General features: G+C 72.1%; 21 protein-coding genes. 12 read left to right on the forward strand and 9 right to left on the reverse strand.

The window, feature by feature from the left end; genetic code table 11:
* Positions 1–75: 75 nt before the first annotated feature.
* A complete protein-coding gene (locus tag GQR16_RS13015) occupies positions 76–303 on the forward strand; it encodes an RNA-binding S4 domain-containing protein (protein ID WP_157415580.1) in 228 nt (75 codons plus the stop codon).
* A 124-nt stretch (positions 304–427) separates the two neighbouring features.
* Positions 428–859: a hypothetical protein gene (locus tag GQR16_RS13020; RefSeq protein WP_157415581.1), complete on the forward strand. Its 432-nt coding sequence runs from the start codon at positions 428–430 to the stop codon at positions 857–859.
* Here the strand turns inward: GQR16_RS13020 and GQR16_RS20065 are convergent.
* A complete protein-coding gene (locus GQR16_RS20065; RefSeq protein ID WP_281351386.1) occupies positions 834–959 on the reverse strand; it encodes a hypothetical protein in 126 nt (41 codons plus the stop codon). The genes GQR16_RS13020 and GQR16_RS20065 overlap by 26 nt on opposite strands.
* Here GQR16_RS20065 and GQR16_RS13025 point away from each other — a divergent pair.
* Positions 958–1674: a TIGR00266 family protein gene (locus GQR16_RS13025; protein ID WP_157415582.1), complete on the forward strand. Its 717-nt coding sequence runs from the start codon at positions 958–960 to the stop codon at positions 1672–1674. The genes GQR16_RS20065 and GQR16_RS13025 overlap by 2 nt on opposite strands.
* Positions 1675–1731: 57 nt before the next feature.
* Here the strand turns inward: GQR16_RS13025 and GQR16_RS13030 are convergent, their stop codons facing one another.
* Positions 1732–4440, reverse strand: coding sequence for a phosphoenolpyruvate carboxylase (locus GQR16_RS13030; RefSeq protein ID WP_157415583.1), 2709 nt, complete (start codon positions 4438–4440; stop codon positions 1732–1734).
* 152 nt (positions 4441–4592) lie between these two features.
* Here GQR16_RS13030 and GQR16_RS13035 point away from each other — a divergent pair, with 152 nt between their 5' ends.
* The 5 genes from GQR16_RS13035 to GQR16_RS13055 all read left to right on the forward strand — a co-directional run bounded on the left by GQR16_RS13035 (position 4593) and on the right by GQR16_RS13055 (position 10666).
* On the forward strand, positions 4593–5522 hold the full coding sequence (locus tag GQR16_RS13035) for an ABC transporter ATP-binding protein (RefSeq protein ID WP_157415584.1): 930 nt from the start codon (positions 4593–4595) through the stop codon (positions 5520–5522).
* A complete protein-coding gene (locus GQR16_RS13040) occupies positions 5519–6328 on the forward strand; it encodes an ABC transporter permease (RefSeq protein WP_157415585.1) in 810 nt (269 codons plus the stop codon). The genes GQR16_RS13035 and GQR16_RS13040 overlap by 4 nt, the downstream gene beginning before the upstream one ends.
* Before the next feature lie 86 nt (positions 6329–6414).
* Positions 6415–7041, forward strand: a complete 627-nt coding sequence (locus tag GQR16_RS13045) for a TetR/AcrR family transcriptional regulator (RefSeq protein WP_157415586.1) — start codon at positions 6415–6417, stop codon at positions 7039–7041.
* A gap of 32 nt (positions 7042–7073) precedes the next feature.
* Positions 7074–8756, forward strand: a complete 1683-nt coding sequence (locus GQR16_RS13050) for an MDR family MFS transporter (RefSeq protein WP_157415587.1) — start codon at positions 7074–7076, stop codon at positions 8754–8756.
* Between the two features lie 218 nt (positions 8757–8974).
* Positions 8975–10666 (forward strand): long-chain-fatty-acid--CoA ligase, encoded by a 1692-nt coding sequence (locus tag GQR16_RS13055; protein ID WP_157415588.1) that lies wholly within the window; start codon positions 8975–8977, stop codon positions 10664–10666.
* Positions 10667–10846: 180 nt separating this feature from the next.
* Here the strand turns inward: GQR16_RS13055 and GQR16_RS13060 are convergent, their stop codons facing one another.
* Positions 10847–11518: a LuxR C-terminal-related transcriptional regulator gene (locus GQR16_RS13060; protein ID WP_157415589.1), complete on the reverse strand. Its 672-nt coding sequence runs from the start codon at positions 11516–11518 to the stop codon at positions 10847–10849.
* On the reverse strand, positions 11511–12683 hold the full coding sequence (locus tag GQR16_RS13065; protein ID WP_246200819.1) for a sensor histidine kinase: 1173 nt from the start codon (positions 12681–12683) through the stop codon (positions 11511–11513). The genes GQR16_RS13060 and GQR16_RS13065 overlap by 8 nt, the downstream gene beginning before the upstream one ends.
* 128 nt (positions 12684–12811) lie before the next feature.
* Here GQR16_RS13065 and GQR16_RS13070 point away from each other — a divergent pair, with 128 nt between their 5' ends.
* Both GQR16_RS13070 and GQR16_RS13075 read left to right on the forward strand, forming a co-directional pair.
* Positions 12812–14623 (forward strand): PspC domain-containing protein, encoded by a 1812-nt coding sequence (locus GQR16_RS13070; RefSeq protein WP_157415591.1) that lies wholly within the window; start codon positions 12812–12814, stop codon positions 14621–14623.
* An 8-nt stretch (positions 14624–14631) separates the two neighbouring features.
* Positions 14632–15141, forward strand: coding sequence for a hypothetical protein (locus GQR16_RS13075; RefSeq protein WP_157415592.1), 510 nt, complete (start codon positions 14632–14634; stop codon positions 15139–15141).
* A 123-nt stretch (positions 15142–15264) separates the two neighbouring features.
* Here the strand turns inward: GQR16_RS13075 and GQR16_RS13080 are convergent, their stop codons facing one another.
* The 5 genes from GQR16_RS13080 to GQR16_RS13100 all read right to left on the reverse strand — a co-directional run bounded on the left by GQR16_RS13080 (position 15265) and on the right by GQR16_RS13100 (position 19862).
* On the reverse strand, positions 15265–16509 hold the full coding sequence (locus GQR16_RS13080) for a UDP-N-acetylmuramate dehydrogenase (protein WP_157415593.1): 1245 nt from the start codon (positions 16507–16509) through the stop codon (positions 15265–15267).
* Between the two features lie 16 nt (positions 16510–16525).
* Positions 16526–16963, reverse strand: a complete 438-nt coding sequence (locus tag GQR16_RS13085; RefSeq protein ID WP_157415594.1) for a MaoC family dehydratase — start codon at positions 16961–16963, stop codon at positions 16526–16528.
* On the reverse strand, positions 16963–17409 hold the full coding sequence (locus GQR16_RS13090) for an FAS1-like dehydratase domain-containing protein (protein WP_157415595.1): 447 nt from the start codon (positions 17407–17409) through the stop codon (positions 16963–16965). The genes GQR16_RS13085 and GQR16_RS13090 overlap by 1 nt, the downstream gene beginning before the upstream one ends.
* Positions 17410–17572: 163 nt before the next feature.
* The gene (locus GQR16_RS13095; RefSeq protein WP_157415596.1) at positions 17573–19042 is read right to left on the reverse strand and encodes a basic amino acid/polyamine antiporter; all 1470 of its coding nucleotides are present in this window, start codon (positions 19040–19042) and stop codon (positions 17573–17575) included.
* Between the two features lie 202 nt (positions 19043–19244).
* A complete protein-coding gene (locus GQR16_RS13100; RefSeq protein ID WP_170298499.1) occupies positions 19245–19862 on the reverse strand; it encodes a TetR/AcrR family transcriptional regulator in 618 nt (205 codons plus the stop codon).
* Between the two features lie 241 nt (positions 19863–20103).
* On the opposite strand from GQR16_RS13100, the gene GQR16_RS13105 reads away from it, so the two are divergent.
* Both GQR16_RS13105 and GQR16_RS13110 read left to right on the forward strand, forming a co-directional pair.
* Entirely contained in the window at positions 20104–21429 is a 1326-nt protein-coding gene (locus GQR16_RS13105) for an MFS transporter (protein WP_157415598.1), read from the forward strand.
* Complete coding sequence (locus GQR16_RS13110) at positions 21426–23102, forward strand: amidohydrolase (RefSeq protein WP_157415599.1); 1677 nt, start codon at positions 21426–21428, stop codon at positions 23100–23102. The genes GQR16_RS13105 and GQR16_RS13110 overlap by 4 nt, the downstream gene beginning before the upstream one ends.
* Positions 23103–23203 lie beyond the last annotated feature (101 nt).

Below are 23203 nucleotides of genomic sequence, written 5' to 3' on the forward strand. Positions count from 1 at the left end.
ACAACGCAACAGGCTCCGCCCGGAAGCCTGGTCCCGCGCCGCCTCCGCCTGCATCGGGTCGACTAGCCTTCGAGGATGACGAACTCCGCTCCGATCGAAGACGTGCCGATCGGCGGCGAGATGATCCGCCTCGGGCAGTTCCTGAAGTTCGCGGGGTTCCTCGACACCGGTGGCAACGTCAAGGAGGCGATCGCCGACGGCGACGTGATCGTGAACGGCGAGGTCGAGCTCCGCCGCGGGCGGCAGCTGCAACTCGGCGACCTCGTCAGCTTCGAAGGGCGCACGGTCCGCGTCTGCCCGTGAGCTCCCGCCACGGACCAGTGCCCACGTACCCACCCCGGGCGCTGGACTGCATGTCGCGGCCCCCGGTCGCGGGCCATCGGTGAGGCACTCCGTCGTGTCATGCTCGACCCCACGGGAGGGCGCCATGGTCGACACGACGGTGAACAACGATCGATCCGCGGACGTTCGCTGGTTCAGGCGGCGACCTCCAGCGGATCTCGACCGGTTCCTCCGCGGCGTCTGGTGGACCGGACACGCACAGCTGTTCGTCGCGGCAGGGTTGCCCGTGGTCGGATTCCTGCTCCTCGCACTGGGTCGGTGGGACCTCGCCTACCTCTGGTTTGGAACGTTCGCGCTCGCCATGGCCATCCCGTTCCTCTACTCCGGGTTGCTGCTCCGAGCCTCGGTCGGCACCTTTCCCCAAGGCGGCGAAGCACTCCGAGGTCGCTCGCTGCAGTTCGGCCGAATCGCTCGCCTGGTGGTCGATGTGGTGTTCATCGCCATGCTCGCGATCGCCGGGGTCGGGGCGCAGCTGTCGGTCGTGATCCTCATCACGTACTGGTCGGCCTGGACGTGATCTGCGCGCTCTCGAGCGCGGCGCCGACCTCCTCGGCACCGCACTTCTCGAGCGTGTGGCACTCGATCTGCGGACGGGCGGCATCTATCGTGAAACGCATGAAGTCGACGATCGCGGGTACGACCATGCCGATCCTCGAGCTCACGCTCGAGGCCGGGGAGAAGATCGTCGCCGAGGGCGGTGACGTCGCGTGGATGTCGCCGGGGTTCGCCCTCGACACCTCCACCGTGCACGGCACGGGCGGTCAGGGCGGCTTCATGAGCGGCCTGAAGCGCGTGCTCGGCGGGGCCCAGCTGTTCCTGACCGAGTACACCGCGCCCGCGCAGGGCGGACTGGTCGCCTTCGCGGCGCAGCTGCCCGGCACCATCCGCCAGCTCGACATCGACGCGGCGGACTCGTTCATGGTGCAGCAGGGCGCCTATTCGGCGAGCACCGCGGGCGTCGAGGTCTCGGTCGGCCTGCAGAAGAAGCTCGGGGCCGGCATCTTCGGCGGTGCGGGCGTGGTCTTCCAGAAGCTCTCGGGCGACGGCACCGCGTGGGTGCAGCTGGCCGGCGAGATCACCGAGTACGAGCTGCCCGCGGGGCAGTCGCTGCTCATCCACCCCGGCCACCTCGCACTGTTCGAGGCGGGAATGGACCTGCAGTTCACCTCGGTCAAGGGCATCAAGAACAAGTTCTTCGGCGACTCGCTCTTCCTCGCCGAGATCCACGGCCCCGGCCGCATCTGGCTGCAGTCCATGACGCCGGCCAAGCTCGCCGCCGCGATCGAGCCCTACCTTCCGGATCGCTCGTCGAACTCGAGCAGCAGCAGCTGAACGACGGATGCCGCGTGCCGGGCGAGCGGCACGCGGCATCCGTTGCTCGGGGTCGGGTCAGCCCGTGTTCTGCACGCCAGCGGCGACGCCGTTGACGGTGAGCAGGAGCAACGCGTGGTGGTCGTCGCCGGGCACGTCGGCCTCGCCCGCGCGCACGGCCGTGAGCGCGCGCAGCTGCAGCAGCGAGAGCGCGTCGACGTAGGGGCTGCGCAGGCGCACGGCCTTGGCGAGCACGGGGCGCGCGACGAGCAGTTCGTCGCTCTGCGTGACGCGGCCGAGCCACTGCTTCGTGAGCCGCATCTCGTCGAGCACGAGCTCGGCGAGGTCGTCCCGGTCGCCGAGCGCGAGGTACCGGGCGGCAATGCGCTCGTCGGTCTTCGCGAGCGACATCGAGAAGTTGTCGATCATGGCCGTGAACAGCGGCCACTCGGCGTACGCCTCGCGGAGCAGCGCCTCGTCGCCGACGGCCTCGAGCGCGGTGCCGAGGCCGAACCAGGCGGCGAGGTTGATGCGGGCCTGACTCCACGAGAACACCCACGGGATGGCGCGCAGGTCGTCGAGCGACTCCACCGAGAGACCGCGGCGCGCGGGGCGCGAGCCGAGCGCGAGATGCCCGACCTCCTCCATGGGCGTGACGTCGGCGAACCACGGCGCGAAGCCGTCTGCCTTCACGAGCGAGTGGAAGCGGGTTCGGGATGCCGCGTCGAGCGTCGTGGCGAGGTCGCCGTACCGTTCGTCGGCCGCCCGGTTGCGCGCCTCGTTCGACGGGCTGCCGGCCAGCAGAGCGGCCGAGGCCATCTGCTCGAGGTGGCGCTTGGCGATCGCCGGATCGCCGTACTGGGCGAAGATGACCTCGCCCTGCTCGGTGATCTTCAGCCGACCCTCGACCGAGCCGGCCGGCTGCGCGAGCACGGCCTCGTTCGCCGGGCCGCCGCCGCGCCCGAGCGCGCCGCCGCGCCCGTGGAAGAGCGTCAGCTCGATGTCGTTGCGCTCGGCCCAGGCCGCGATGCGCGCCTGCGCGCCGTGCAGCGCGAGCGTGGCCGAGACGGGCCCCACATCCTTCGAGGAGTCGGAGTAGCCGAGCATGACCTCGACCTTGCGTCCGGTGGCCGCGAGCCGGGCCTGCACCTGCGGGAGCTCGAGCATGGCGTCGAGGATCTCGACGCTCGCCTCGAGGTCGGCGAAGGTCTCGAACAGCGGGACGACGTCGATCGCGACATCCGCCGCCTCGTCGCCGAGGGCCGCGGCTGCGAGCTCGTAGACGTTCGCGAGGTCTTCGGGGCTCTGGGTGAACGACACGATGTAGCGGCGCACCGTGCGCACGCCGTAGCGGCGCTGGAGGTCGGCGATGACGCGGAACACCGAGAGCACCTCCTCGGTGGTCTCGCCGCGTTCACCCCCTGCGCGGATCTCGGCGAGCGACTGCCGGTGCACCTTCGAGTGCTGGCGCACCTCGAGCTCGGCGAGGTGGAACCCGAACGTCTCGGCCTGCCAGATGAGGTGCTGGAGCTCGCCGTTCGCGCTGCGGAGAGCGCCGCCCGCCCGCAGGGACTCCTGGAGCACGCGCAGGTCGGCGAGGAGCTGCTCAGGCGCGGAGTACGCGAGGCCCGCATCGCCGCGGCGGGTCGCCGCGATGCGCTCGGCGACGACGAGCAGCACCCGGCGGTGCGGCTCGTGCGGCGCACGGGTGCCGATGGTCGCAGTCACCTCGGGGGCGAGCTCCTGCTGGGCGGCGAGGAGCGACGTGAGCTCGGCGGAGGCGGGGGTCTCCTTCGCATCGAGCGTGAGCGTGCGGCCGATGCGCTTCGCGGCGCGCTCGAGGCCGAACAGCACGTGCTCCGCGGCGATGTGGGCGGCCTCGCGCGTGGTCTCGGCGGTCACGAACGGGTTGCCGTCGCGGTCGCCGCCGATCCAGCTGCCGAGCCGGAGGAACGCCGGGGCGACGGGCTCGGCCCGCCCCGCGACATCGGGCTGCAGTCGATCGTCGATGCTGCGGTACGCCTGCGGAACGATCTCGAAGAGGGTCTGGTCGAACACGCCCATGGCGCTGCGCACCTCGTCGAGCGGCGTCGGACGGGTCGTGCGCAGCGGCGCGGTGCGCCAGAGGATGTCGATCTCCTCGAGGAGTCGGCGGTCGATCTCGGCGATCGTGCGGTCGCCGCGCTCGAGGTCGTCGCGCTCGTCGATGAGCGCTCCGATGCGGCGGATCGCCGAGGCGATCGCGCGACGGCGGGCCTCGGTCGGGTGCGCCGTGAGCACCGGGTGGAACCGCAGCTTCTCGACGCGGGCCCGCGCCTCGTCGACGCCGACCTCGTCGACGAGGAGCCGGATGGTCGCCGACAGCGACCCGTCGACGCTCTCGATCGACGGCGCTCCCGCATCGGCCGCGTCGCCCGACAACGAGATGCGCTCGCGCGACTCGGCACGGGTACGGAGGATGCGCACGCGCTGGTGCTCCTCGGCGAGGTTCACGAGGTGGAAGTACACGGTGAATGCCCGCGCGACCTGCTCGGCACGGGCGGGGTCGAAGGACGCCGCGATGGCCTCGGCCTCGGCGAGCGCGGCATCGTCGCGCGTCTCGTGCGCGTGGATCGTCGCGTGACGCAGGCGCTCGACGTCGTCGAACAGCTCCTGCCCTCCGGCCTCGACGAGGATCGTGCCGAGGAGGCCGCCGAGCAGACTCACATCGGCGCGGAACCTCGCGTCGATGTCGCTGACGACGAGTTCGCGGTCGCGGTCGTGGGCGGATTCCGTGGTGCTGGGCATTCCTCGAAGTTACTGCCGGACTCCGCGAGGTCGAAATCCTGTGACGCGTTGTTCACACGGCGTCGGCCACCGGCATCCGCTCCGCCGACGGATGTCCGTTTCGACCAGTGCAAGGGGTGTTGCTCGCGGGCCGGGCACGGCAGGCTCGAAGCATGCGCTCAACACCAACCGACGTCGCCGTGCGGATCCGCGGGCTGCGCAAGGTCTACGGCGGGTTCGCGGCGGTCGACGGCATCGACCTCGACATCCACCACGGGGAGACGTTCGCCCTGCTCGGCCCGAACGGCGCCGGCAAGTCCACGACCGTCGAGATCCTCGAGGGCTACCGATCTCGCACGGCCGGCGAGGTCGACGTGCTCGGCGTCGACCCCGCGCACGGCGGGCGCGACTGGAAGTCCCGGCTCGGCATCGTGCTGCAGAGCGGCGGCGAGACGGGCCTGCTCACCGTGCGCGAGGTGCTGCGGCACTTCGCCGGGCTCTACCCGAACCCGCGCCCGGTCGACGAGGTCATCGCCGCCGTCGGGCTCGAGGCCAAGGCGAACACCCGGGTCGCCAAGCTCTCGGGCGGGCAGCAGCGCCGGGTCGACGTCGCGCTCGGCATCGTCGGGCGCCCCGAGCTGCTCTTCCTCGACGAGCCCACCACGGGCTTCGACCCCGAGGCGCGCCAGCAGTTCTGGGAGCTCATCCGGTCGCTGAAGGCCGAGGGCACCACGATCCTGCTGACCACGCACTACCTCGACGAGGCCGCACAGCTCGCCGACCGGGCGGGCGTCATCGCCGCCGGTCGCCTGCTCGACGTCGGCGGCATCGACGAGATCGGCGGGGAAGCCGCCCGCGTGCCGCTCGTGCGCTGGACGGATGCCGCGGGCGAGCCGCACGAGGAGCGCACCGACGAACCCGGCCTGCTCGTGGCATCCGTCGTCGCCGAACTCGGACGAGAACCCGACGGCCTCGAGATCGTCAGGCCGACCCTCGAGGACGTCTACCTCGACCTCGTGCGCTCGGTCACCGCGATCGACGGCACGACCGTCGGGGCCGACGACATCGCCGGCGCGGTCGGCTCGCAGGAGGCCGTCGCATGAGCACCAACGTCGCAACCCAGGGCACCTCGCGCATCGGCGTCGAGACGCGCATGTACTTCCGCGCACCCGACACGCTCTTCTTCACGTTCCTGTTCCCGTTCGTCATGCTCGCGATCTTCACGGCGGCGTTCAGCGCTGCCGGGGAGGTCGGCCCGCCAGGGGCCGAGATCTCGATGGGCGCCATGTACCTGCCCGCGATGATCGCGTCGGGCATCTTCCTCTCCGGCGTGCAGAACCTCTCGATCGACATCGCCCTCGAGAAGTCGAACGGCACGCTGAAGCGCCTCGGCGGCACGCCGCTCTCGCCGGTCGCCTACTTCGTCGGCAAGATCGGCCAGGTCTTCGTCACCGGAACCCTGCAGGCCCTGCTGCTGATCCTCGCCGGATGGCTCGTGCTCGGCATCGACCTGCCGACCGAGCCAGAGAAGTGGTTCACGTTCGTCTGGGTGTTCGTGCTCGGCCTCACGACGTGCGCGCTGATCGGCATCGCGCTGTCGGCGCTGCCCCGATCGGGCAAGAGCGCCGCGGCGGTCGTGATCCCCATCGCCCTGATCCTGCAGTTCATCTCGGGCGTCTACCTGCAGTGGAGCATGCTGCCCGATTGGCTGCAGAACATCGCCAGCGTCTTCCCGCTGAAGTGGATCGCCCAGGGCATGCGCTCGGTGTTCCTGCCGGAGGGGTGGGAGGCGCTCGAGCAGAACGAGTCGTGGAACCTGCCGGGCATCGCCATCGCGCTGCTCGTCTGGCTCGTCGTGGGACTCGTGCTCAGCCGCCTGACCTTCCGGTGGATCCGGCGCGACGCCTAGCGCCCTGGCGCGTGACGCCTAGCGCCTGATCGACCGAACGCCGCTCGGATTTGCACTACAGATAGAAAAGTGCAGAATTGCACTCTATGAATGAGAGTGCAAAGTCGAAGCCGGGGCTTCGCGAGCAGCGCATGAGCCGCACGCGCCGCGACCTCTGCCGTCGCGCGCGCCAGCTCACGATCGAACGCGGACTCTCGGGCTTCACGGTCGAGGAGCTCTGCGCCGACGTCGGCGTCTCCCGACGCACCTTCTTCAACTACTTCCCCGGCAAGGAGGACGCCGTCGTCGGGCACGACGCCGACAGCGTCGACGAAACCGCGCTCGCGGCCTTCGCCCGCGGTGACGACGGCGCGCCGACCTTGCTCGACGCCCTCGCCGAGCTCGCCATCGCGACGGTCGCCGCCTGGGACGACGAGCACGACCCGATCGACCCGCACGCCCTGGTCGAGCGAGAACCCCACCTGCTCCCCCACATGATCGGCGCCGGGCAGCTGCTCGAGCAGCGCATCATCGCCGCGATCGAGCAGCGCGAGCACCTCGAGCCCGGCGACCCGCTCGCCCGCACCGCGGCCTCCGTGATCGGCGCGCTCGTCGGCCGAGTCGGCCACCAGTACTTCGCCGATGCCGACAGCGAGCCGCACGACTTCGCAACGATGCTCCGCGCCTCGGTCGCCGCCACGCGCGCGATCAGCACACCGACATCCGCACCCTGATCTCCCCCACCCGAACCACCGAAAGCACCCGAATGACCTCTGCACGACCCTCCCTCACGAGCGCGCCGCTCGTGCTCACCCAGCGACGCATCTGGATCATCTTCTCGGCGCTCATCGCCGGCATGCTGCTCTCGAGCCTCGACCAGACCATCGTCTCGACCGCGATGCCGACCATCGTCGGCGAGCTCGGCGGCGTCGAGCACCAGGCCTGGATCACCACGGCCTACCTGCTCGCGACCACCATCGTCATGCCGATCTACGGCAAGTTCGGCGACGTGCTCGGTCGACGCAACCTGTTCCTCATCGCGATCGCGCTGTTCACCGTGGCCTCGGTCGGAGCGGCCTTCGCCCCGACGTTCTGGGCGTTCGTCGCGTTCCGTGCGATGCAGGGCCTCGGCGGCGGCGGGCTCATGATCCTGTCGCAGGCGATCATCGCCGACATCGTGCCCGCCTCCGAGCGCGGCAAGTACATGGGCCCGCTCGGCGCGATCTTCGGGCTCTCGGCCGTGGCCGGCCCGCTGCTCGGCGGCTACTTCGTCGACCACCTGACGTGGCAGTGGGCGTTCTACATCAACATCCCGATCGGCATCGCGGCGTTCGCGATCGCCTGGTTCACGCTCACCCTGCCGAGCAAGAAGGCCGAGAAGAAGGTCGACGTGCTGGGCGTCATGCTGCTCTCGGCCGCGACCGTCTGCCTCATCTTCTTCACCGACTTCGGCGGCAACGCCTCGCACGGCTGGGACGCCATCGAGACGTGGGCGTGGGGCCTCGGGCTGCTCGCCGCGGCGACCGCGTTCGTCGTGGTCGAGGCTCGCGCCGAAGACCCGATCATCCCGCTGTCGCTGTTCAAGAACCCGGTCTTCATCAACGCCACCGCGATCGGCTTCACGCTCGGCATCGGCATGTTCTCGGCCATCGCGTTCGTGCCGACGTTCCTGCAGATGTCGTCGGGCGCCTCGGCGACGGCCTCCGGCCTGCTCATGCTCCCGATGATGGCGGGCATGATGGGCACCTCGATCTGGTCGGGCATCGCGATCTCGAAGTCGGGCCGCTACCGCGCCTACCCGATCGCCGGAACGCTCGTGACCGCGCTGGCCATGCTCGCCATGACCTCGCTCTCGGCCGAGACGCCGATCTGGCTCATCTGCGTGTACCTGTTCGTGTTCGGCGCGGGCCTCGGCCTCATCATGCAGGTCGTCGTGCTCGTGGTGCAGAACGCCGTGCCGGCCACCCAGGTGGGCACCGCCACCAGCACGAACAACTACTTCCGCGAGGTCGGCGCCTCGCTCGGCGTGGCGATCTTCGGCGCGCTGTTCACGACGCGCCTGTCGGAGAACCTCACGAAGATCTTCACGGATGCCGGTGCGAGCGCCTCGCAGGCGGGAGACGCCATGTCGACGCTCGACCCGCAGCGCCTCTCGGAGCTGCCCGGCCCCGTGCGCGACGCCATCGTGACGGCCTACGCCGACTCGCTCGCGCCCGTGTTCTGGTACCTGATCCCGTTCATCCTCGCGGCGTTCGTGCTCGCGCTCTTCCTCAAGCAGATCCCGCTCTCCGACGAGGCCGGCATGGTCGCGCGCGGCGAGGCGATCACCGGCGCCGAGGCGGATGCCGCCGAGCAGGCCATGCGCGACGGCGGAACCGTCGTGACGGGCCCGGCCGACGACGGCGACCCCGTGTCGACGGCGACGGGGTCCACGCCCGCGCAGCGCTGACGGCTGCCGGCCGACGGGTACGGCTCCGACCGTCCGTCACCGGCCACGACTCCGGGGGTGCACTCCGACACGGGTGCGCCCCCGGTCCTTCCCGGTCTCACCCGGTCACCAGCGCGGACTCAGCGGTTGCGCCCTACGCTGGATGCGGCATCCGCTCACGCTGGAATCCCGCGGGCATCGCCCGCACGACGTGCGCCGGATGACCGTGAGAGGCGCGCATGAACCCCTTCGAGCACAAGCCCTGGCTCGCCCACTACGCCGAGGGCGTGCCGCCTGAGATCGAGGAGCCGAGCCAGACCCTCGTCGACATGATCGACGACGTCGTCGGCAGGTTCCGACGCCGCCCCGCCCTGGAGTTCTTCGGCGCCGAGACGAGCTACCACGAGCTCGGCGAGCAGATCGCCTCGGCGGCCGAGGGACTGCGCCGCCTCGGCGTGAAGGCGGGCGACCGCGTCGCGATCGTGCTCCCGAACTGCCCGCAGCACGTCGTCGCGTTCTACGCGGCCCTGCGGCTCGGCGCCATCGTCGTCGAGCACAACCCGCTCTACACGCCGCCCGAGCTGCGGCACCAGTTCGAGGACCACGGCGCGCGCGTCGCCATCGTGTGGAACAAGGTCGCCGACACGGTCGCGGACTTCCCCCGCGACATCCGGCCCGACCACATCGTCGCGATCGACCTCACGCGGGCGTTCCCGTTCGCGAAGCGTCTGGCGCTGCGCCTGCCGATCCCGAAGGCACGCCGGTCGCGCGCCGCACTCACGACGACGCCGAAGACCCGGGGCCTCGTCGAGTGGGAGCGCCTGACCTCGCGCCGAGCGCTCTCGAAGCGCCACCCGCGGCCGAGCCTCGACGACACCGCCGTGCTGCAGTACACGAGCGGCACGACCGGCTCGCCCAAGGGGGCCGTGCTCAGCCACCGAAACCTGCGCGCCAACGCCATGCAGGGGCGCGCCTGGGTGCCGGGGCTCGCCGAGGGCGACGAGGTCTTCTACGGCGTGCTGCCGCTCTTCCACGCCTACGGCATGACGCTCTGCCTCACGACCGCGATGAGCATCGGCGCGAAGCTCGTGCTGTTCCCGACGTTCGACTCGAAGCTCGTGCTCGACGCCGCACGCACGTCCCCGCCGACCTTCCTGCCCGCGGTGCCGCCGATCTACGACCGGCTGGTCCGGGATGCCGCGTCGCAGCCGCGTGCGCTCCGCAGCATCCGGTTCGCCATCTCCGGCGCCATGAGCCTGCCGATCGCGACCGTCGACCGCTGGGAGAGCGCGACCGGCGGCGTGCTCGTCGAGGGCTACGGCATGACCGAGTCGGCGCCTATCACGCTCGGCAACCCGATGGGCCCCACCCGGCGCCCGGGCACGGTCGGCGTGCCGTTCCCGAGCACCGAGATCCGCGTCGTCGACCCCGAGGATCCCGACGTCGACGTCGCGGCGGGCGAGCCCGGTGAACTGCTCGTGCGCGGACCCCAGGTGTTCCAGGGCTACTGGCGCCGACCCGTCGAGACCGCCGAGACGCTGCGCCCCGGCGGTTGGCTGCGCACGGGCGACATCGTGCGCGTCTCCGACGACGGCTTCGTCACCATCGTCGACCGGATCAAGGAGCTCATCATCACGGGCGGCTTCAACGTCTCGCCGTCGGAGGTCGAGGCGGCGCTGCTCGCGCACCCCGACGTGCGCGGCGCGGCCGTGGTCGGCCTGCCCAGCCCCTCGGGCGGCGAGTCGGTCGCCGCGGGCGTGGAGCTCCGCGAAGGCGCCGTGTTCGACGAGAGCGCGCTCCGCGACTTCTGCCGCGGGAGCCTCACGCCGTACAAGGTTCCCAAGCGCATCGACGAGTTCGACGAGCTGCCCCGCTCGCTCATCGGCAAGGTGCTGCGCCGCGAGGTGCGCGACGTGCTGCTCGAGCAGTAGCGCTCACCCGCACCGGCTCCCGCACCGCCACGGCGTGACGCAACACTTCGACGGGAGGAGTTCGGCGCGTTGGGAGGAGCATGCCGCGGACTGCGTCCTCCGCTCGGGCCGAACTCCTCCCGTCACGTTGGCGGCCGCGCTGGGACGAGGGCGAGCGGATGTCGCGGGCGGCCCGGGCGGCTAGAGCAGCCGCCGCGCGTTCGCCCAGGCCGTGAGCTCGTGGCGGCTCGAGAGCTGCAGCTTGCGCAGCACGGCCGAGACGTGCGACTCGACGGTCTTCGTCGAGATGAAGAGCTCGGCCGCGACCTCCTTGTAGGCGTAGCCGCGGGCGATGAGCCGCATGACCTCCTGCTCGCGCGCCGAGAGGCGGTCGAGCTCGTCGCTCGCGGCGGCGGTCTCGCCGACGGCGGCCCCGAAGGCGTCGAGCACGAACCCGGCGAGCTTCGGCGAGAAGACGGCGTCACCGCTCGCGACGGCGTGCACCGCGCGGCTCACGTCGGCCCCCGACGAGCCCTTCGTGATGTATCCGCGCGCGCCGGCACGGATCACCCCGACGACGTCTTCGGCCTTGTCCGAGACACTGAGCGCCAGGAACCTCGTTCCGGGCACGGATGCCGCGGCGCGGCGCATGACCTCGGCCCCGCCGCTCGTTCCCGCCGCCACGCCGACCCCGGGCAGGTGCACGTCGAGGAGCACGACGTCGGGCGCGGCATCCGTCACCGCGAGCACGGCGGACTCCACGTCGTGCGCCTCGCCCACGACCTCGATCGAGGCGTCGAGGTCGGCCTTCAGCCCCGAGCGGAAGATCGAGTGGTCGTCGACGATCACGACCCGAACGGATGTCTCAGCCACGCGTGTTCTCCAGTCCTGCGCGCTCTGCGGGGAACCGCAGCCGCACCTCGGTGCCGCCGCCCGCGCCGACGCGAACCTCGCCCGAGCCCCCGGCCCGGCGCATCCGCCCGATGATCGACTGCCGTACGCCGAGCCGGTCGCTCGGCACCTCGGAGAGGTCGAACCCGGCGCCGCGGTCGCGCACGAACACCTCGACCGCCTCGGGCGACGCCTCGACGTAGACCGAGACCTCGCCGCCCGCGTGCCGTGCGGCGTTCAGCATGGCCTCGCGGGCCGCCGCGGCCACCTCGCCGCTCGCGCGCTCGCTCGACGAGCCGACCGCGACCACGTCGATCGTCACGGGGTAGTCGATCTCGAGGGCGGCGGCGAAGTCGCGCAGGTCGGTTCCGAGGTCGCTGTCGGCCGGCGCCTCGCCGTCGAAGAGCCAGTCGCGCAGCTCACGCTCCTGGGCGCGGGCGATGCGCGCGACCTCGCTCGACGCGCCGGCCCGGTTCTGGATGAGCGCGAGCGTCTGCAGCACCGAGTCGTGCAGGTGGGCGGCGATCTCGCTGCGCTGCTCCTCGCGGATGCGCTTCGTGCGCTCGTCGGTGAGCTCGCGCCACGCGGTCACGAGCGTCGGCGCGTAGACGAGGCCGATGCCGAGCACCGCGGCGAGCGCAGCCGCGAACGTCGGCACGGGGTGCCAGTGCGCGCTCTCGCCGAACACGAGGGCGAGCGCCGTGATCACCAGCAGCACGGTCGCGACGAGCCGGATCGTGAGCTCGTGCCTCGGCCCACGCTCGGGCTCGGGCCGGTCGATGAAGGTCGCCCAGGCTCCGGATGCCACGGCGAGCCCGATGCCCGCGAAGACCGCGCCCAGCCACCACCGCAGCGCCGAGCCGTCGTCGACGCCGACCGCCAGGCCGCCGCCGCCCAGCCACGCGGCGGCCAGCACGAGGGCCGAGGCCGACACGAGCAGCCACGCCACCGGAGCGCGCCGGCTCGGACGCGCCTCGCCCGGCTCCCAGGGCGTCAGCGCCCAGAGCCAGAGGTAGAGCAGCAGGCCGGCCCCCGCCGCGAGGCTCGTCACCACGAACGCGGCGCGCACGACGAACACCGGCCAGCCGAGGTGCGCGGCCAGCCCCGCCGCGACGCCCGTGGCGACGCAGGCGCGCGGGCGCGACATCCGGGGCTCCATGTCTGCCATCCAAGCAGACCTCGGCGCAGCGACTGCAGCCGGGGCGGGCACCCTCAGGGTCGAATCAGGGACTCACCCCATAGCGGGTCATCCGGCGCCGCTGCCAGCATCGAGACATGGAGACGAACCAGACCGCCCCGCCGACCGACCCAGTGCCGGAAGGCGTGCAGGGGGACTCCGCGCAGGTCGGACCGTCGGTCGACGAGGCGGTCGGTTCGGCTTCATCAGGTGCCGGCGCGCAGGGCTCTCGTTCGCAGGGCACCGACGGCCGAACGGATGCCCCGGGCGGGCCGCTCGGCCCGGATGCCGCGGACGCCACCGGCCCCGGCTTCTACGCCTGGCTGCGACGACTCGGGCTGCCGCGCCGAGCCGGATGGCTCGGCGGCGTGTGCGCCGGCATCGGCGCGCGCCTCGGCATCGACCCGATCGTCGTGCGCGGCATCGTCGTCGTGGTCGCGGTGCTCGGCGCCCCGCTCGTGCTGCTCTACGCGATCGCCTGGCTGCTGCTGCCCGACACCGACGGGCGCATCCACCTCGAGCGCCTCACGCGCGGCGTCGTCGACCCCGCGATCGTCGGCATCGCCGTCATGGGCGTGCTCGGGTTCATCCCCCTGGTGCAGGGCGGCTGGCTCGGGTGGCAGTGGTGGACGGACTGGCCGTACCTCGCCGACCCGATCTTCGGCTTCAACCTCATGGTGCCGTTGCGCATCATCTGGACCCTGCTCCTCGTGGGCGGCGTCGTCGCCCTCGTCATCTGGCTCGCTCGCCGATCCTCCCAGAACTCCCAGAACCCCCCGACCGGCGGCGCCGGTGCGCGAACGGCTTCCGCAGCCGACGCAGCCTGGTCGGGGTCCACGTCCGGGGCGGCTGCGAGCGCAGGTGCTGCGAGCGCGGCCGCCGCGACGCACACGGCCCCGGTTCCCCCGACGAGCGGCGACACCCGTTCGACGGGTGCGGATGCGGCATCCGCTCAGGTGACGGATGCCGCGTCCGCGACTTCGCCCGACCCCGCCGTCGACCCGACCACCGACGCGGCCGCAGTCTCGACGACCGAACCGCCCGTGCCCGCGATGGGCGCCGACGCGGACGCGATCGCCGAATGGCGCCGGCAGCACGAGGCCTGGCGCGTCGCGCACACCGAGTGGAAGACCGGCCAGGAGCAGGCGGCGCGCGCCGCGAAGGCGCAGGCCGCCGCCGAGAACCGCGAGAAGGCCAGGGCGCTGGCCGGCCAGGCCGACGCGGCCCGCGCCGCCAGACGCGCGAGCCGACCCCGTGCGAGTGCCGCGTTCGTGTTCACCCTGCTGGGCGTGAGCCTCATCGGCGGAGCGATCGTCGCCCTCTGGGCCCTCGGCGACGCCGACGTCGCCGCCTACGCGGTGCCCGTCGCCCTCGCGGCCGGAACCCTCGTGCTCGCACTCGGCATGATCATCGCGGCCCTCCGCAGGCGCCGCAGCGGGGCACTCGCGTTCCTCACGATCACGGCCCTGCTGGCGATGCTCGTCGGGCTCGGCGGGGCGACGTTGGGAGCCCAGGGAACGCTCATCGGTCCGAACGCGAGCATCTATCTCACCGTCGATTCGCAACGGCTCGTGCAGCCGGTCGGCGATGCGTATGTCACGGTCTTCCCGATCAGCGGCCCGACGCCGCGCGTCGAACTCGCCCAGACCTACGGAAGCACCTGGATCACGATCGATCCGGACGCCATCCTGCTGCTCGACGCGAGCGACGCCGGACGCATCGACATCGTGGCCTTCGACGGCGACGGCGGGAGCGCCTCGGGCACCCGCCAGCTCAGCGGCCTCGACCGCGGCGCGCTCCTGCTCGGCGACGGCGCGGCCGCCAGGGAATACCTCCCTGGCGAACACGTCGATGCGCGACTCGAGCTCTCGCAGTACAACGGCGACGTCCACATCCAGATCTGGGAATGAGCGAGAACATGACCGAGAACACCTCACGCCCCGGCGCCGAACACCTGGACGACGCCACCGACGTCATCGACACGGATGCCGCGACCGAGGCCTTCGCCACGACGCCGGTGCCCTCCCCGACCGCCGCGCCCGTGTCGCCCGCCGCGCCCGCGTCGCCCGCCGTCGAGCCCGCGCTGTTCCTGCCGCCGGCCGACCCCGCGGCATCCGGCGACGAGGTCGACTCCGTGTACGCCGCGGCATCCGTCACCGCAGCGAACGAGCCCGCGCCGAAGCCGACCGTGCGCTGGGGCGCGCTCGTGTGGGCGCTGATCTTCGGCGGCTCGGCCGCGCTGACGCTGTGGATCCTCGTGGACCCGGCACGGCGCCTTGCCGCCGACGCGTGGATCACGGGCCTGAACCCGCTCGCCGCCTCGCTCTACGCCCTCATCGCCGTCGGCGTGGTCGTGGCGATGTTCGGCATCGTCGGCCTCATCCGCCGCGGCGAGCGCGCCCGCCGCACCCCCGCGTCGGCTCGGTAGCACCCGCCGGTCGAAGACTCCGCCGGTCGAGTAGCGACGAAGGAGCGTATCGAGACCAGTGACGCCGCACGATCGGCCGCTGGTCTCGATACGACGCTGCGCGCCTACTCGACCGGCGAACAGTCAGAGCGAGAGCCCGACCACCACGGGCTCGGGGTGCAGCAGGATGCCGAACTCGGCCTGCACGCGGCTCTGCACGAAGCGCGCGAGCTGCGCGACCTCCTCGGCCGACGCTCCCCCGCGATTCGTGAGCGCAAGCGTGTGCTTCGACGAGATCGCAGCCCGCGACCCGGGCAGGGCGAATCCGCGACCGATGCCGGAGCGCTCGATCAGCCACGCGGCCGACAGCTTCACGGCCGGTTCGGCGGCCGCGGCATCCGTCGCCTGATCGGATGCCTCGAGCGAGGCCTGATGCGCGAGGAACTGGTCGAGCGGCGACTCCTCGAGCGGGTTGTCGAGCGGCACGACCTCGTCGGCCGGCTCGGGTTCGACGTACCAGCGCGGCGCATCGCCCGGCAGCGCCCGCGCGACGTGCTCGCCGACGATCGGGTTCGTGAAGAACGACCCCGCGCTGACCGAGTCCTGGTCGTCGGGGTCGAGCACCATGCCCTTCGAGGCGCGCAGGGCGAGCACGCTCTCGCGCACGCGGGCGATCGGAACCCGGTCGCCGAGATCGACGTGCAGGGCGCCGGCCAGCTGCGCATAGGCGATGGGCTGGCCGAGCGCCTCGCCGAGCACGGCGAGCTCGACGGCCGTGTCGTGCAGCGCGAGCTCGACCGACACGACGATGCCCGCGAGCCCCTGCTTCAGCACGGACGTGCGGTAGCCGAGGTCGAGCTCGTCGGCCGTCATGCGGCGCGGGGTCGAAGCCCCTTCGTCGAGGAACTCGATCGCGACGAGCGTCGACTCGAGCTCCTGACCGTAGGCGCCGATGTTCTGCACGGGGGCGGCGCCGACGCATCCGGGGATGCCCGAGAGCGCCTCGATGCCCGAGTAGCCGCGCGCGACGGTCCATGCGACGAGGTCGTCCCAGACCTCGCCGGCCTGCACGCGGATGCGGACGGTCGCCGGAACGGACTCGTCATCGGCCCGAGCGCTGCCCGCGGCATCCGGAAGCACCTCGATGCCCTTCGTCGCGATGCGGATGACCGTGCCGTCGAAGCCCTCGTCGCCGACGAGGAGATTCGAGCCGCCGCCGAGGGCGATCCAGGGCTCGCCGTCGCTCCATGCGGCGTCGGCGGCGTCGACGAGGTCGCGCTGCGTCGTCACCGTCACGAGACGGCGGATCGGCCCGCCGACGCGCAGCGTGGTGAGCTCGGCGAACGTCGGTTCGGTCGGTCCGGTGGGTGCCGGGTTGGTGGATGCCACGTCGTCGGATGCCACGTCAGCCGAGGACGACGCGGACCTGCGCCTTGCCGAGCACGGTCGCGCCGTCGAACGACACCGTGAGGTCGATGCGGGCGGCACGCGCCTCCGCGTCGAGCTGGCCGACCTTGGCGGTCACGGTCACGGTCGCGCCGAACGACGGGTCGACGACCACGGGCCGCGTGAAGCGCACCTGGTAGTCGAGCACCCGGCCGGGGTCGCCCGCCCAGCCGACGACGGGCTGCACCGCGAAGCCCATGGTGAGCATGCCGTGCGCGAGCACGCCGGGCAGGCCGACGGTGGCGGCGACGTCGTCGCGGTAGTGAATCGGGTTGAAGTCGCCGGAGGCGCCGGCGTAGCGCACGAGCGAGTCGCGGGTCAGCGCGAACTCCTGTTCGGCCACGACGTCGCCCACGGCGAGCTCCTCGAACACGGGGGTCTGCTGCACGGCGGCCATCACTCCTCACCTCGGACCACGAGGGTCGAGATCGCGGTCACGACGTGCTCGCCCGCGGCATCGGTCACGTTCGTCTCGGCCGTCACCATCGAGTGCGGGCCGAGCGTCTTGACGCTCGACACCGTGAGCGTCGCGGTGAGCAGGTCGCCCGCGACGATCGGACGGGTCGACGTGAAGCGCTGGTCGCCGTGCACGACGCGGCTGAAGTCGATGCCGGCGTCGGGCTCGGAGAGCAGCTGCGCGAGCGTGTGCTCCTGCACGACGACCGCGAAGGTGGGCGGCGCGACGACGTCGGCGTAGCCCGCGGCCTGGGCCGCAGCGGGGTCGAGGTTGATCGGATGCGTCGCGAACACGGCGCGCGCGAACTCGCGCACCTTCTCGCGACCGACGAGGTACGGCTCGGCCGGCGGGAAGACCCGCCCCTGCAGCTCGGGGTTCACTGGCACCCGCACAGTCTATTCGGCGAGCGGATGCCGCGGCCGGGCGTCCCTGCGCCTGCTTCGCGTTGCAAGGGGCCGCCGAGCTGCCACAACCTGTCGTATCGGACCCACCCGAGGCGGCAGGTTCCGTCATCTGGATCGGGTGCGGAGCAGAGAGGCGGCGCCCGCGTCAGATGGCGAGCCAGCCCGCCGAGAGGCCGACGACGGCGACGACGGCGCCCATGAAGGCGACGGCCAGCACGAGGACGTCCCAGCGCGAGGCGATGAGCGGGCGCCCGTTCTCGCGGCGGGCCAGGAAGTAGAGCAGGGTCGCGGGCGCCTGCACGATAAGGGAGATGAGCAGCAGCTCGAGCCCGGCACCGAGCAGGAGGAAGATCACGTAGCCGGTGGCGACCGCCCCGATCACGAGCTCGCGGGTGCGCGAGCGGCGCGCCGCGGCATCCGGCCCGTAGCCGTCGCGGCGGATCGCGATCTTCAGGAGGTAGCCGGCCGCGAACAGGAGCGGCACGAGGGCGAGCGCGCTGGTGAGGTCGAGGGCGAAGCCGAACACGTCCTCGGAGAAGTAGGCGACGACGAGCACGAGCTGGGCGAAGATCGTCGAGCCGAGCAGGGCGACGGTGGGCACGTCGCGCGGGCTCATGGTCGCGAAGACGCGCGGGAAGTCGCCGTCGCGAGCGGCGGTGAAGACGACCTCGGCGGCCATGAGGGTCCACGCGAGGTAGGCGCCCAGCACGGCGACGATGAGCGCGATGCTCACGAGCACGGCGCCCCACTCGCCGACGGCGGCCTCGAGCACGCCCGCCATCGAGGGTTCGTGCAGCGCCGCGATCTCGTCGGCCGGCAGCACGCCGTACGACACGATCGTGACCGACGCGAAGACCGCGAGCACCGAGAGGAAGCCGAGCACGGTGGCCCTGCCGACATCCGCCCGCCGTCGTGCATGCCGCGAGTAGACGCTCGCGCCCTCGACGCCGAGGAACGCGAAGACCGTGACGAGCATGGTGCCGCGCACCTGGTCGAAGAGCGGGCCCGCATCGACGCCGCCGAGCAGGTTCGCGGCGAACACCTCTGGGTCGAGCACGGTCAGCGAGATGACGATGAACACGACGATCGGCACGAGCTTCGCGACCGTCACGATGCGGTTCACGGCCGCCGCCTCGCGCACCCCGCGGCGCACGAGCAGGAACGTCACCCAGAGCCCGGCGGTCGCGCCGAGCATCGCGATGACGGTGTCGCCGTCGCCGAGCGCGGGGATCCACGCCCCGAGCGTCGACATGATGAGCACCCAGTACGTCACGTTGCCGACGCACGCGCTCGCCCAGTAGCCGAACGCCGAGAAGAAGCCGAGCAGGTCGCCGAAGCCCGTCTTCGCATAAGAGTAGACGCCCGCGTCGAGGTGCGGCTTGCGGTTCGCGAGCGCCTGGAACGTGAAGGCGAGCATGAGCATGCCGGCGCCGGCGATCGTCCATGCGATGAGGGCGCCGACGACGCCCGTGTTCGCGGCGAACTGGCCCGGCAGCGAGAACACGCCCGCGCCGACCATCGAGCCGACCACGACCGCGGTGAGGCTTCCGGTGCCGAGGTGCACGGTGGGCGGCTGCCCCGACGATGGTGCAGCCGTCGGTCGCGTGGTCGACATGGCTCCCCCGATCGCCGTCTCCTGTGCCGACGGTACACCGTGGCGGCGCGGCCGGGTGAGGGTGCGCCGGGGGTGCGCCGCGGACGCGCCGCGGACGCGCCGCGGACGCGAACGGTCGTCATTCGGCCGTCGAGGCGACCATCTGCGTCCGCGCAGGAGCGCATGGGCGGGCGGATGCCTCGGGCGGCCGTTCGTGTGCCGGTCAGGCGAGGAGGCGGGCGAGGCGCCCGCGCAGCGAGTCGATGAGGAACTCGAGGCCGAGCTCGAACGCCCGGTCGGAGCGTTCCTCGCCGTGCGGCGCGTCGTCGAGCAGGCGGCCGAGGTTCTCGGTCTCGCCCTCGGGCTGCCAGACGTCGTGGGGCGAGGCGAGGTCGAGGCCCATGCCGATCGCGTAGGCGTCGAGGATCGCGATGACGCCGAGCACCTCGTCGTCGGGGAAGCCGGCGGCGAGCAGGGTCGTCGCCAGCCGGTCGTAGCTGCCGATGACGTACGGGTCGGTGATGGTCTTGCCCACGATGAGGGGAACGAGGTTCGGGTGGGCCGCGTACATGCGGCGCTGCGCCCGCAGGGTCTCGGCGACGACCTCGTGCCATTCGCCCTCCGCGGCCTGCGCTCCGGCGTTCGCCTCGCGCGAGAATCGCCCGCGCATGAGCTCGATGATGCCGTCGCGCCCGTCGACGTGGTTGTAGAGCGACGAGGGCGTGACGCCGAGGCGGCGGGCGAGGGCGTTGACCCCGAACGGCTGGCCCGAGTCGACGAGTTCGAGTGCGGCATCCGCGATGCGATCGACCGAGAGCAGGGGCACCTTGGGCCTGGCCATGTACGCCTCCTCCATCGGATGTCGTGGGTGTCGGATGTCGCGGCCTGTCGGATGTCGCGGGCTCGACGGCCCGGGTCACGGCATGCCGGTGCCGAATGTCCCGGATCAGGGTAACCCTCTTCCCGGATGCGACCTCGATATGCATAATAAACGAACACCATTCGCTTATGGCGTCGCGACACCCCTGCCGACGCCTCCCCCATCCGGCACGACGGAGTGCCCACCCCCACGGAGAATGCACATGACCGACCTCGACCACGGCATCGACCAGGGCGCGCGAGTGCCCCTGCGCCTGCCCACCGCGACCGCGACCTTCACCATCGGCATCGCCGGCTACCTCGGCGTCAACCTGTCGCCGTACATGATCACGGCCCTCCAGAGCGCCCTCGGCACCGATGTGCTCACGGCCAGCTGGATCGTGACGGGCGCCCTGCTCGCCACCGCGATCACGGGCCTCGCGATCGCCCCGCTCTGCGCCGGGCCCCGCCGCCTGCTCGTGGCCCGCGTCGGCCTCGTGCTCGCGATCCTCGGCTTCGGCGCGGCCGCCCTCATCGCCGTTCCGGGCGTGGTGGTCGCCGGCCTGCTGCTCGGCGGGGTCGGCGCCGGTGGCGCCGTGGCCGCCTCGGGCGCCGCGATCGCCGCGTTCACGAACCCCGACCGCGTCGCGGGCTTCAACGGCCTCGCGAACCGCGCGATCGTCACCGTGATCCTCGCCGTCATCCCGCTGATCGGCCTCGCCCCGATCGACGTGTTCGGCGCGCTCGCCCTCTTCTCCGCGGTCTCGCTCCTCGTGAGCGGCTGGCTCCCGGCCGCTCCCGTGCTCGCGCCGCAGGCCGGAGCGGCCGTCGCCGAGGCCATGCCCGTCGAGGTGCCCGAGACCTCGGCCATTCCGGCGATCAAGGCCCGCGCCGCGGCATCCGCCCGTCCGACCCGCCTCGCGACCATCGCCGGCTTCGTGCTGCTCGCGACCTTCGCGCTCTGGGCCGTGAGCGAGGACTCGCTCTGGGCCATGGCCGGCGTCATGGGCGCCGAGCAGGCCGCACTCACCCCCGAGGGCCTCGGCCTCGCGCTCAGCGGTGCGACCGCCGGCGGCCTGGTCGGCTCGATCCTGCTCATGATCATCGGCAACCGCCTCGGCCGCGCCGTGCCGCTCGTCGTGCTGCTCGTGCTCGGCGGCGTGCTGAAGATCGTCGAGGGCTTCGTCGCCGACCCGACCATGTTCATCGTCGTCTTCATCGCGTGGAACACCATCTACGCCATCGCCTTCATGTACTTCGTCTCGACCTCGGCCGCGCTCGACGTCGAGGGCCGCTGGTCGGGCCCGCTGCTCGCCGTCTACCTCGTGGGCTCGGCGCTCACGCCGGTCATCGGCGCCGCGCTCGTCGAGGTCTTCGGATTCCAGGGCTTCACGGTCGTGCTCGGCATCGCGAGCTTCGTGCTCGCCGTGCCCGCCGCGTTCGCCGCGCACGTGTCGACGCTGCACGAGAAGGCCGAGCGGGCGGGTGCCGCCCTCGCCGCCTCGACCGCGACGGCCGCCGCGACCGACGCCGACGAGGTGCTCGCATGAGCCGCACGATCTACCGCAACGCCCGCGTCTTCACGGCCGAGCCCGCCGGGTCGGGTTCCGGCCCCTGGGCCGAGGCGTTCGTCGTCGACGGCGACGTGCTCGCGTACGTCGGCGAGCTCGAGGGCGCCGTCGCGGCGGCCGGTGACGGGGCCGACGTCGTCGACCTCGACGGCCGGCTCGTGCTGCCCGGCTTCACCGACGCGCACACGCACCTCGTCATGATGGGCGACGCGCTCGGCCGGGTCCCGCTCACCGACGCCCGCACGCTCGACGAGATCCAGGCACGACTGCGCTCCGCACGCGCCGCCGACCCGACCGCACCTCGCGTGCTCGGCCGGGGCTGGCTGTTCGACTCGGTGCCCGGCGCGCCGACCGCGGCCATGATCGACGCCGCGGTCGCCGACGTGCCGGTGTTCCTCGACGCGAACGACTACCACTCGTGCTGGGTCAACTCCGCCGCGCTCGCCGACCTCGGCATCACGCGCGAGACGCCCGACCCCATCGGCGGGCGCATCGGGCGCGACGCCGACGGCGAGCCCGACGGCATGCTCTACGAGACCGCCGCGCAGCAGTTCGTGTGGGAGCACCTCGCGAACCTCACGACCGACGCCGATCGCGACGCGGCCGTCGAGCGCACGATCGACGCCTACCTCGCCACGGGCGTCACGGGCGTCGTCGACATGGCCTTCGACGAGCTCGGACTCGCCGCGTTCCAGCGCGCGATCGACCGCAGGGACGGCTCGCTGCCGATCCGTGTCGCCGCGCACTGGTTCGTCGCCAACACGGGCGACGCGGACGCGAACCTCGCGCAGGTCGAGCACGCCGCTCGCCTCGCCGCCGAGACGGCCGCCGCGCCGACCGCGCCGTGGCTGCGCATCGTGGGCATCAAGCTCGTGCTCGACGGCGTGATCGACGCGTGCACGGCCGCCATGCGGCATCCGTACGCCGACGGATCGAACGCCGAGCCGATCTGGCCGCTCGACGCGTTGAAGCCCGTGGTCGCCGCCGCCGACGCCGCGGGCCTGCAGGTCGCGCAGCACGCGATCGGCGACTACGCGAGCGACATCGCCCTCGACGCGATCGAGCACGCCGTCGAGGTGAACGGCGACCTGCCCCGCCGCCACCGCATCGAGCACCTCGAGTACGCGGCCCCCGGTACGGCCGAGCGGATGTCGCGCCTCGGCGTCACTGCATCGATGCAGCCCGTGCACGCCGACCCCGCGATCTTCGACAACTGGGTCGCGATGCTCGGCGACGAGCGCGTCGACCGGGCATTCGCCTGGCCCGAGTTCGTCGATGCCGGCGCGCTGCTCGCGTTCTCGACCGACGCCCCGACCGCGCCGCACGAGGCCCTGCACAACATGTACGTGGCCGCCACCCGGCGTTCGGCGCTCGACCCGTCGTTCGAGCCCTCGCTGCCCGGGTTCGCGCTGCCCCTCGCCGAGGCGATCGGGCACGCGACCCGCGACGCAGCCGCCTCGTGCGGCGACGGCGACACGCGCGGACGCCTGGCCGCCGGGCTCGCCGCCGACTTCGCCGTGCTCGACGTCGACCCGTTCGCCGAGGGCGAGGCGTCGCTGCTCACGGCGCGCGTGATCCGCACGGTCGTCGCGGGCGCGACGGTGTTCGCGGTCGCCGAGGCAGACGCAGACGCAGACGGCGTCGCCGCGTAGACGGGCCGTCCGCGGCATCCGCTCCCCTGGTGCACGCCGGCGGGAGGAGATCGCTCGCTCGGGAGGATCCGATCGCGGAAATCCTCCTCCTCCCTGCGTGA

This window comes from Agromyces allii (genome assembly GCF_009749385.1).
GTDB classification, from domain to species: domain Bacteria; phylum Actinomycetota; class Actinomycetes; order Actinomycetales; family Microbacteriaceae; genus Agromyces; species Agromyces allii.

Bases quoted from the DNA above. Each gene is read 5' to 3' on its own strand.
- GQR16_RS13110 (WP_157415599.1), top strand. From the start codon at position 21,426: ATGAGCCGCACGATCTACCGCAACGCCCGCGTCTTCACGGCCGAGCCC.
- GQR16_RS13105 (WP_157415598.1), top strand. From the start codon at position 20,104: ATGACCGACCTCGACCACGGCATCGACCAGGGCGCGCGAGTGCCCCTG.
- GQR16_RS13015 (WP_157415580.1), top strand. From the start codon at position 76: ATGACGAACTCCGCTCCGATCGAAGACGTGCCGATCGGCGGCGAGATG.
- GQR16_RS13030 (WP_157415583.1), bottom strand. From the start codon at position 4,440: ATGCCCAGCACCACGGAATCCGCCCACGACCGCGACCGCGAACTCGTC.
- GQR16_RS13020 (WP_157415581.1), top strand. From the start codon at position 428: ATGGTCGACACGACGGTGAACAACGATCGATCCGCGGACGTTCGCTGG.
- GQR16_RS13100 (WP_170298499.1), bottom strand. From the start codon at position 19,862: ATGGCCAGGCCCAAGGTGCCCCTGCTCTCGGTCGATCGCATCGCGGAT.
- GQR16_RS13025 (WP_157415582.1), top strand. From the start codon at position 958: ATGAAGTCGACGATCGCGGGTACGACCATGCCGATCCTCGAGCTCACG.
- GQR16_RS13065 (WP_246200819.1), bottom strand. From the start codon at position 12,683: ATGTCGCGCCCGCGCGCCTGCGTCGCCACGGGCGTCGCGGCGGGGCTG.
- GQR16_RS13050 (WP_157415587.1), top strand. From the start codon at position 7,074: ATGACCTCTGCACGACCCTCCCTCACGAGCGCGCCGCTCGTGCTCACC.
- GQR16_RS13095 (WP_157415596.1), bottom strand. From the start codon at position 19,042: ATGTCGACCACGCGACCGACGGCTGCACCATCGTCGGGGCAGCCGCCC.
- GQR16_RS13045 (WP_157415586.1), top strand. From the start codon at position 6,415: ATGAATGAGAGTGCAAAGTCGAAGCCGGGGCTTCGCGAGCAGCGCATG.
- GQR16_RS13070 (WP_157415591.1), top strand. From the start codon at position 12,812: ATGGAGACGAACCAGACCGCCCCGCCGACCGACCCAGTGCCGGAAGGC.
- GQR16_RS13035 (WP_157415584.1), top strand. From the start codon at position 4,593: ATGCGCTCAACACCAACCGACGTCGCCGTGCGGATCCGCGGGCTGCGC.
- GQR16_RS13040 (WP_157415585.1), top strand. From the start codon at position 5,519: ATGAGCACCAACGTCGCAACCCAGGGCACCTCGCGCATCGGCGTCGAG.
- GQR16_RS13075 (WP_157415592.1), top strand. From the start codon at position 14,632: ATGACCGAGAACACCTCACGCCCCGGCGCCGAACACCTGGACGACGCC.
- GQR16_RS20065 (WP_281351386.1), bottom strand. From the start codon at position 959: ATGCGTTTCACGATAGATGCCGCCCGTCCGCAGATCGAGTGCCACACG.
- GQR16_RS13085 (WP_157415594.1), bottom strand. From the start codon at position 16,963: ATGGCCGCCGTGCAGCAGACCCCCGTGTTCGAGGAGCTCGCCGTGGGC.
- GQR16_RS13055 (WP_157415588.1), top strand. From the start codon at position 8,975: ATGAACCCCTTCGAGCACAAGCCCTGGCTCGCCCACTACGCCGAGGGC.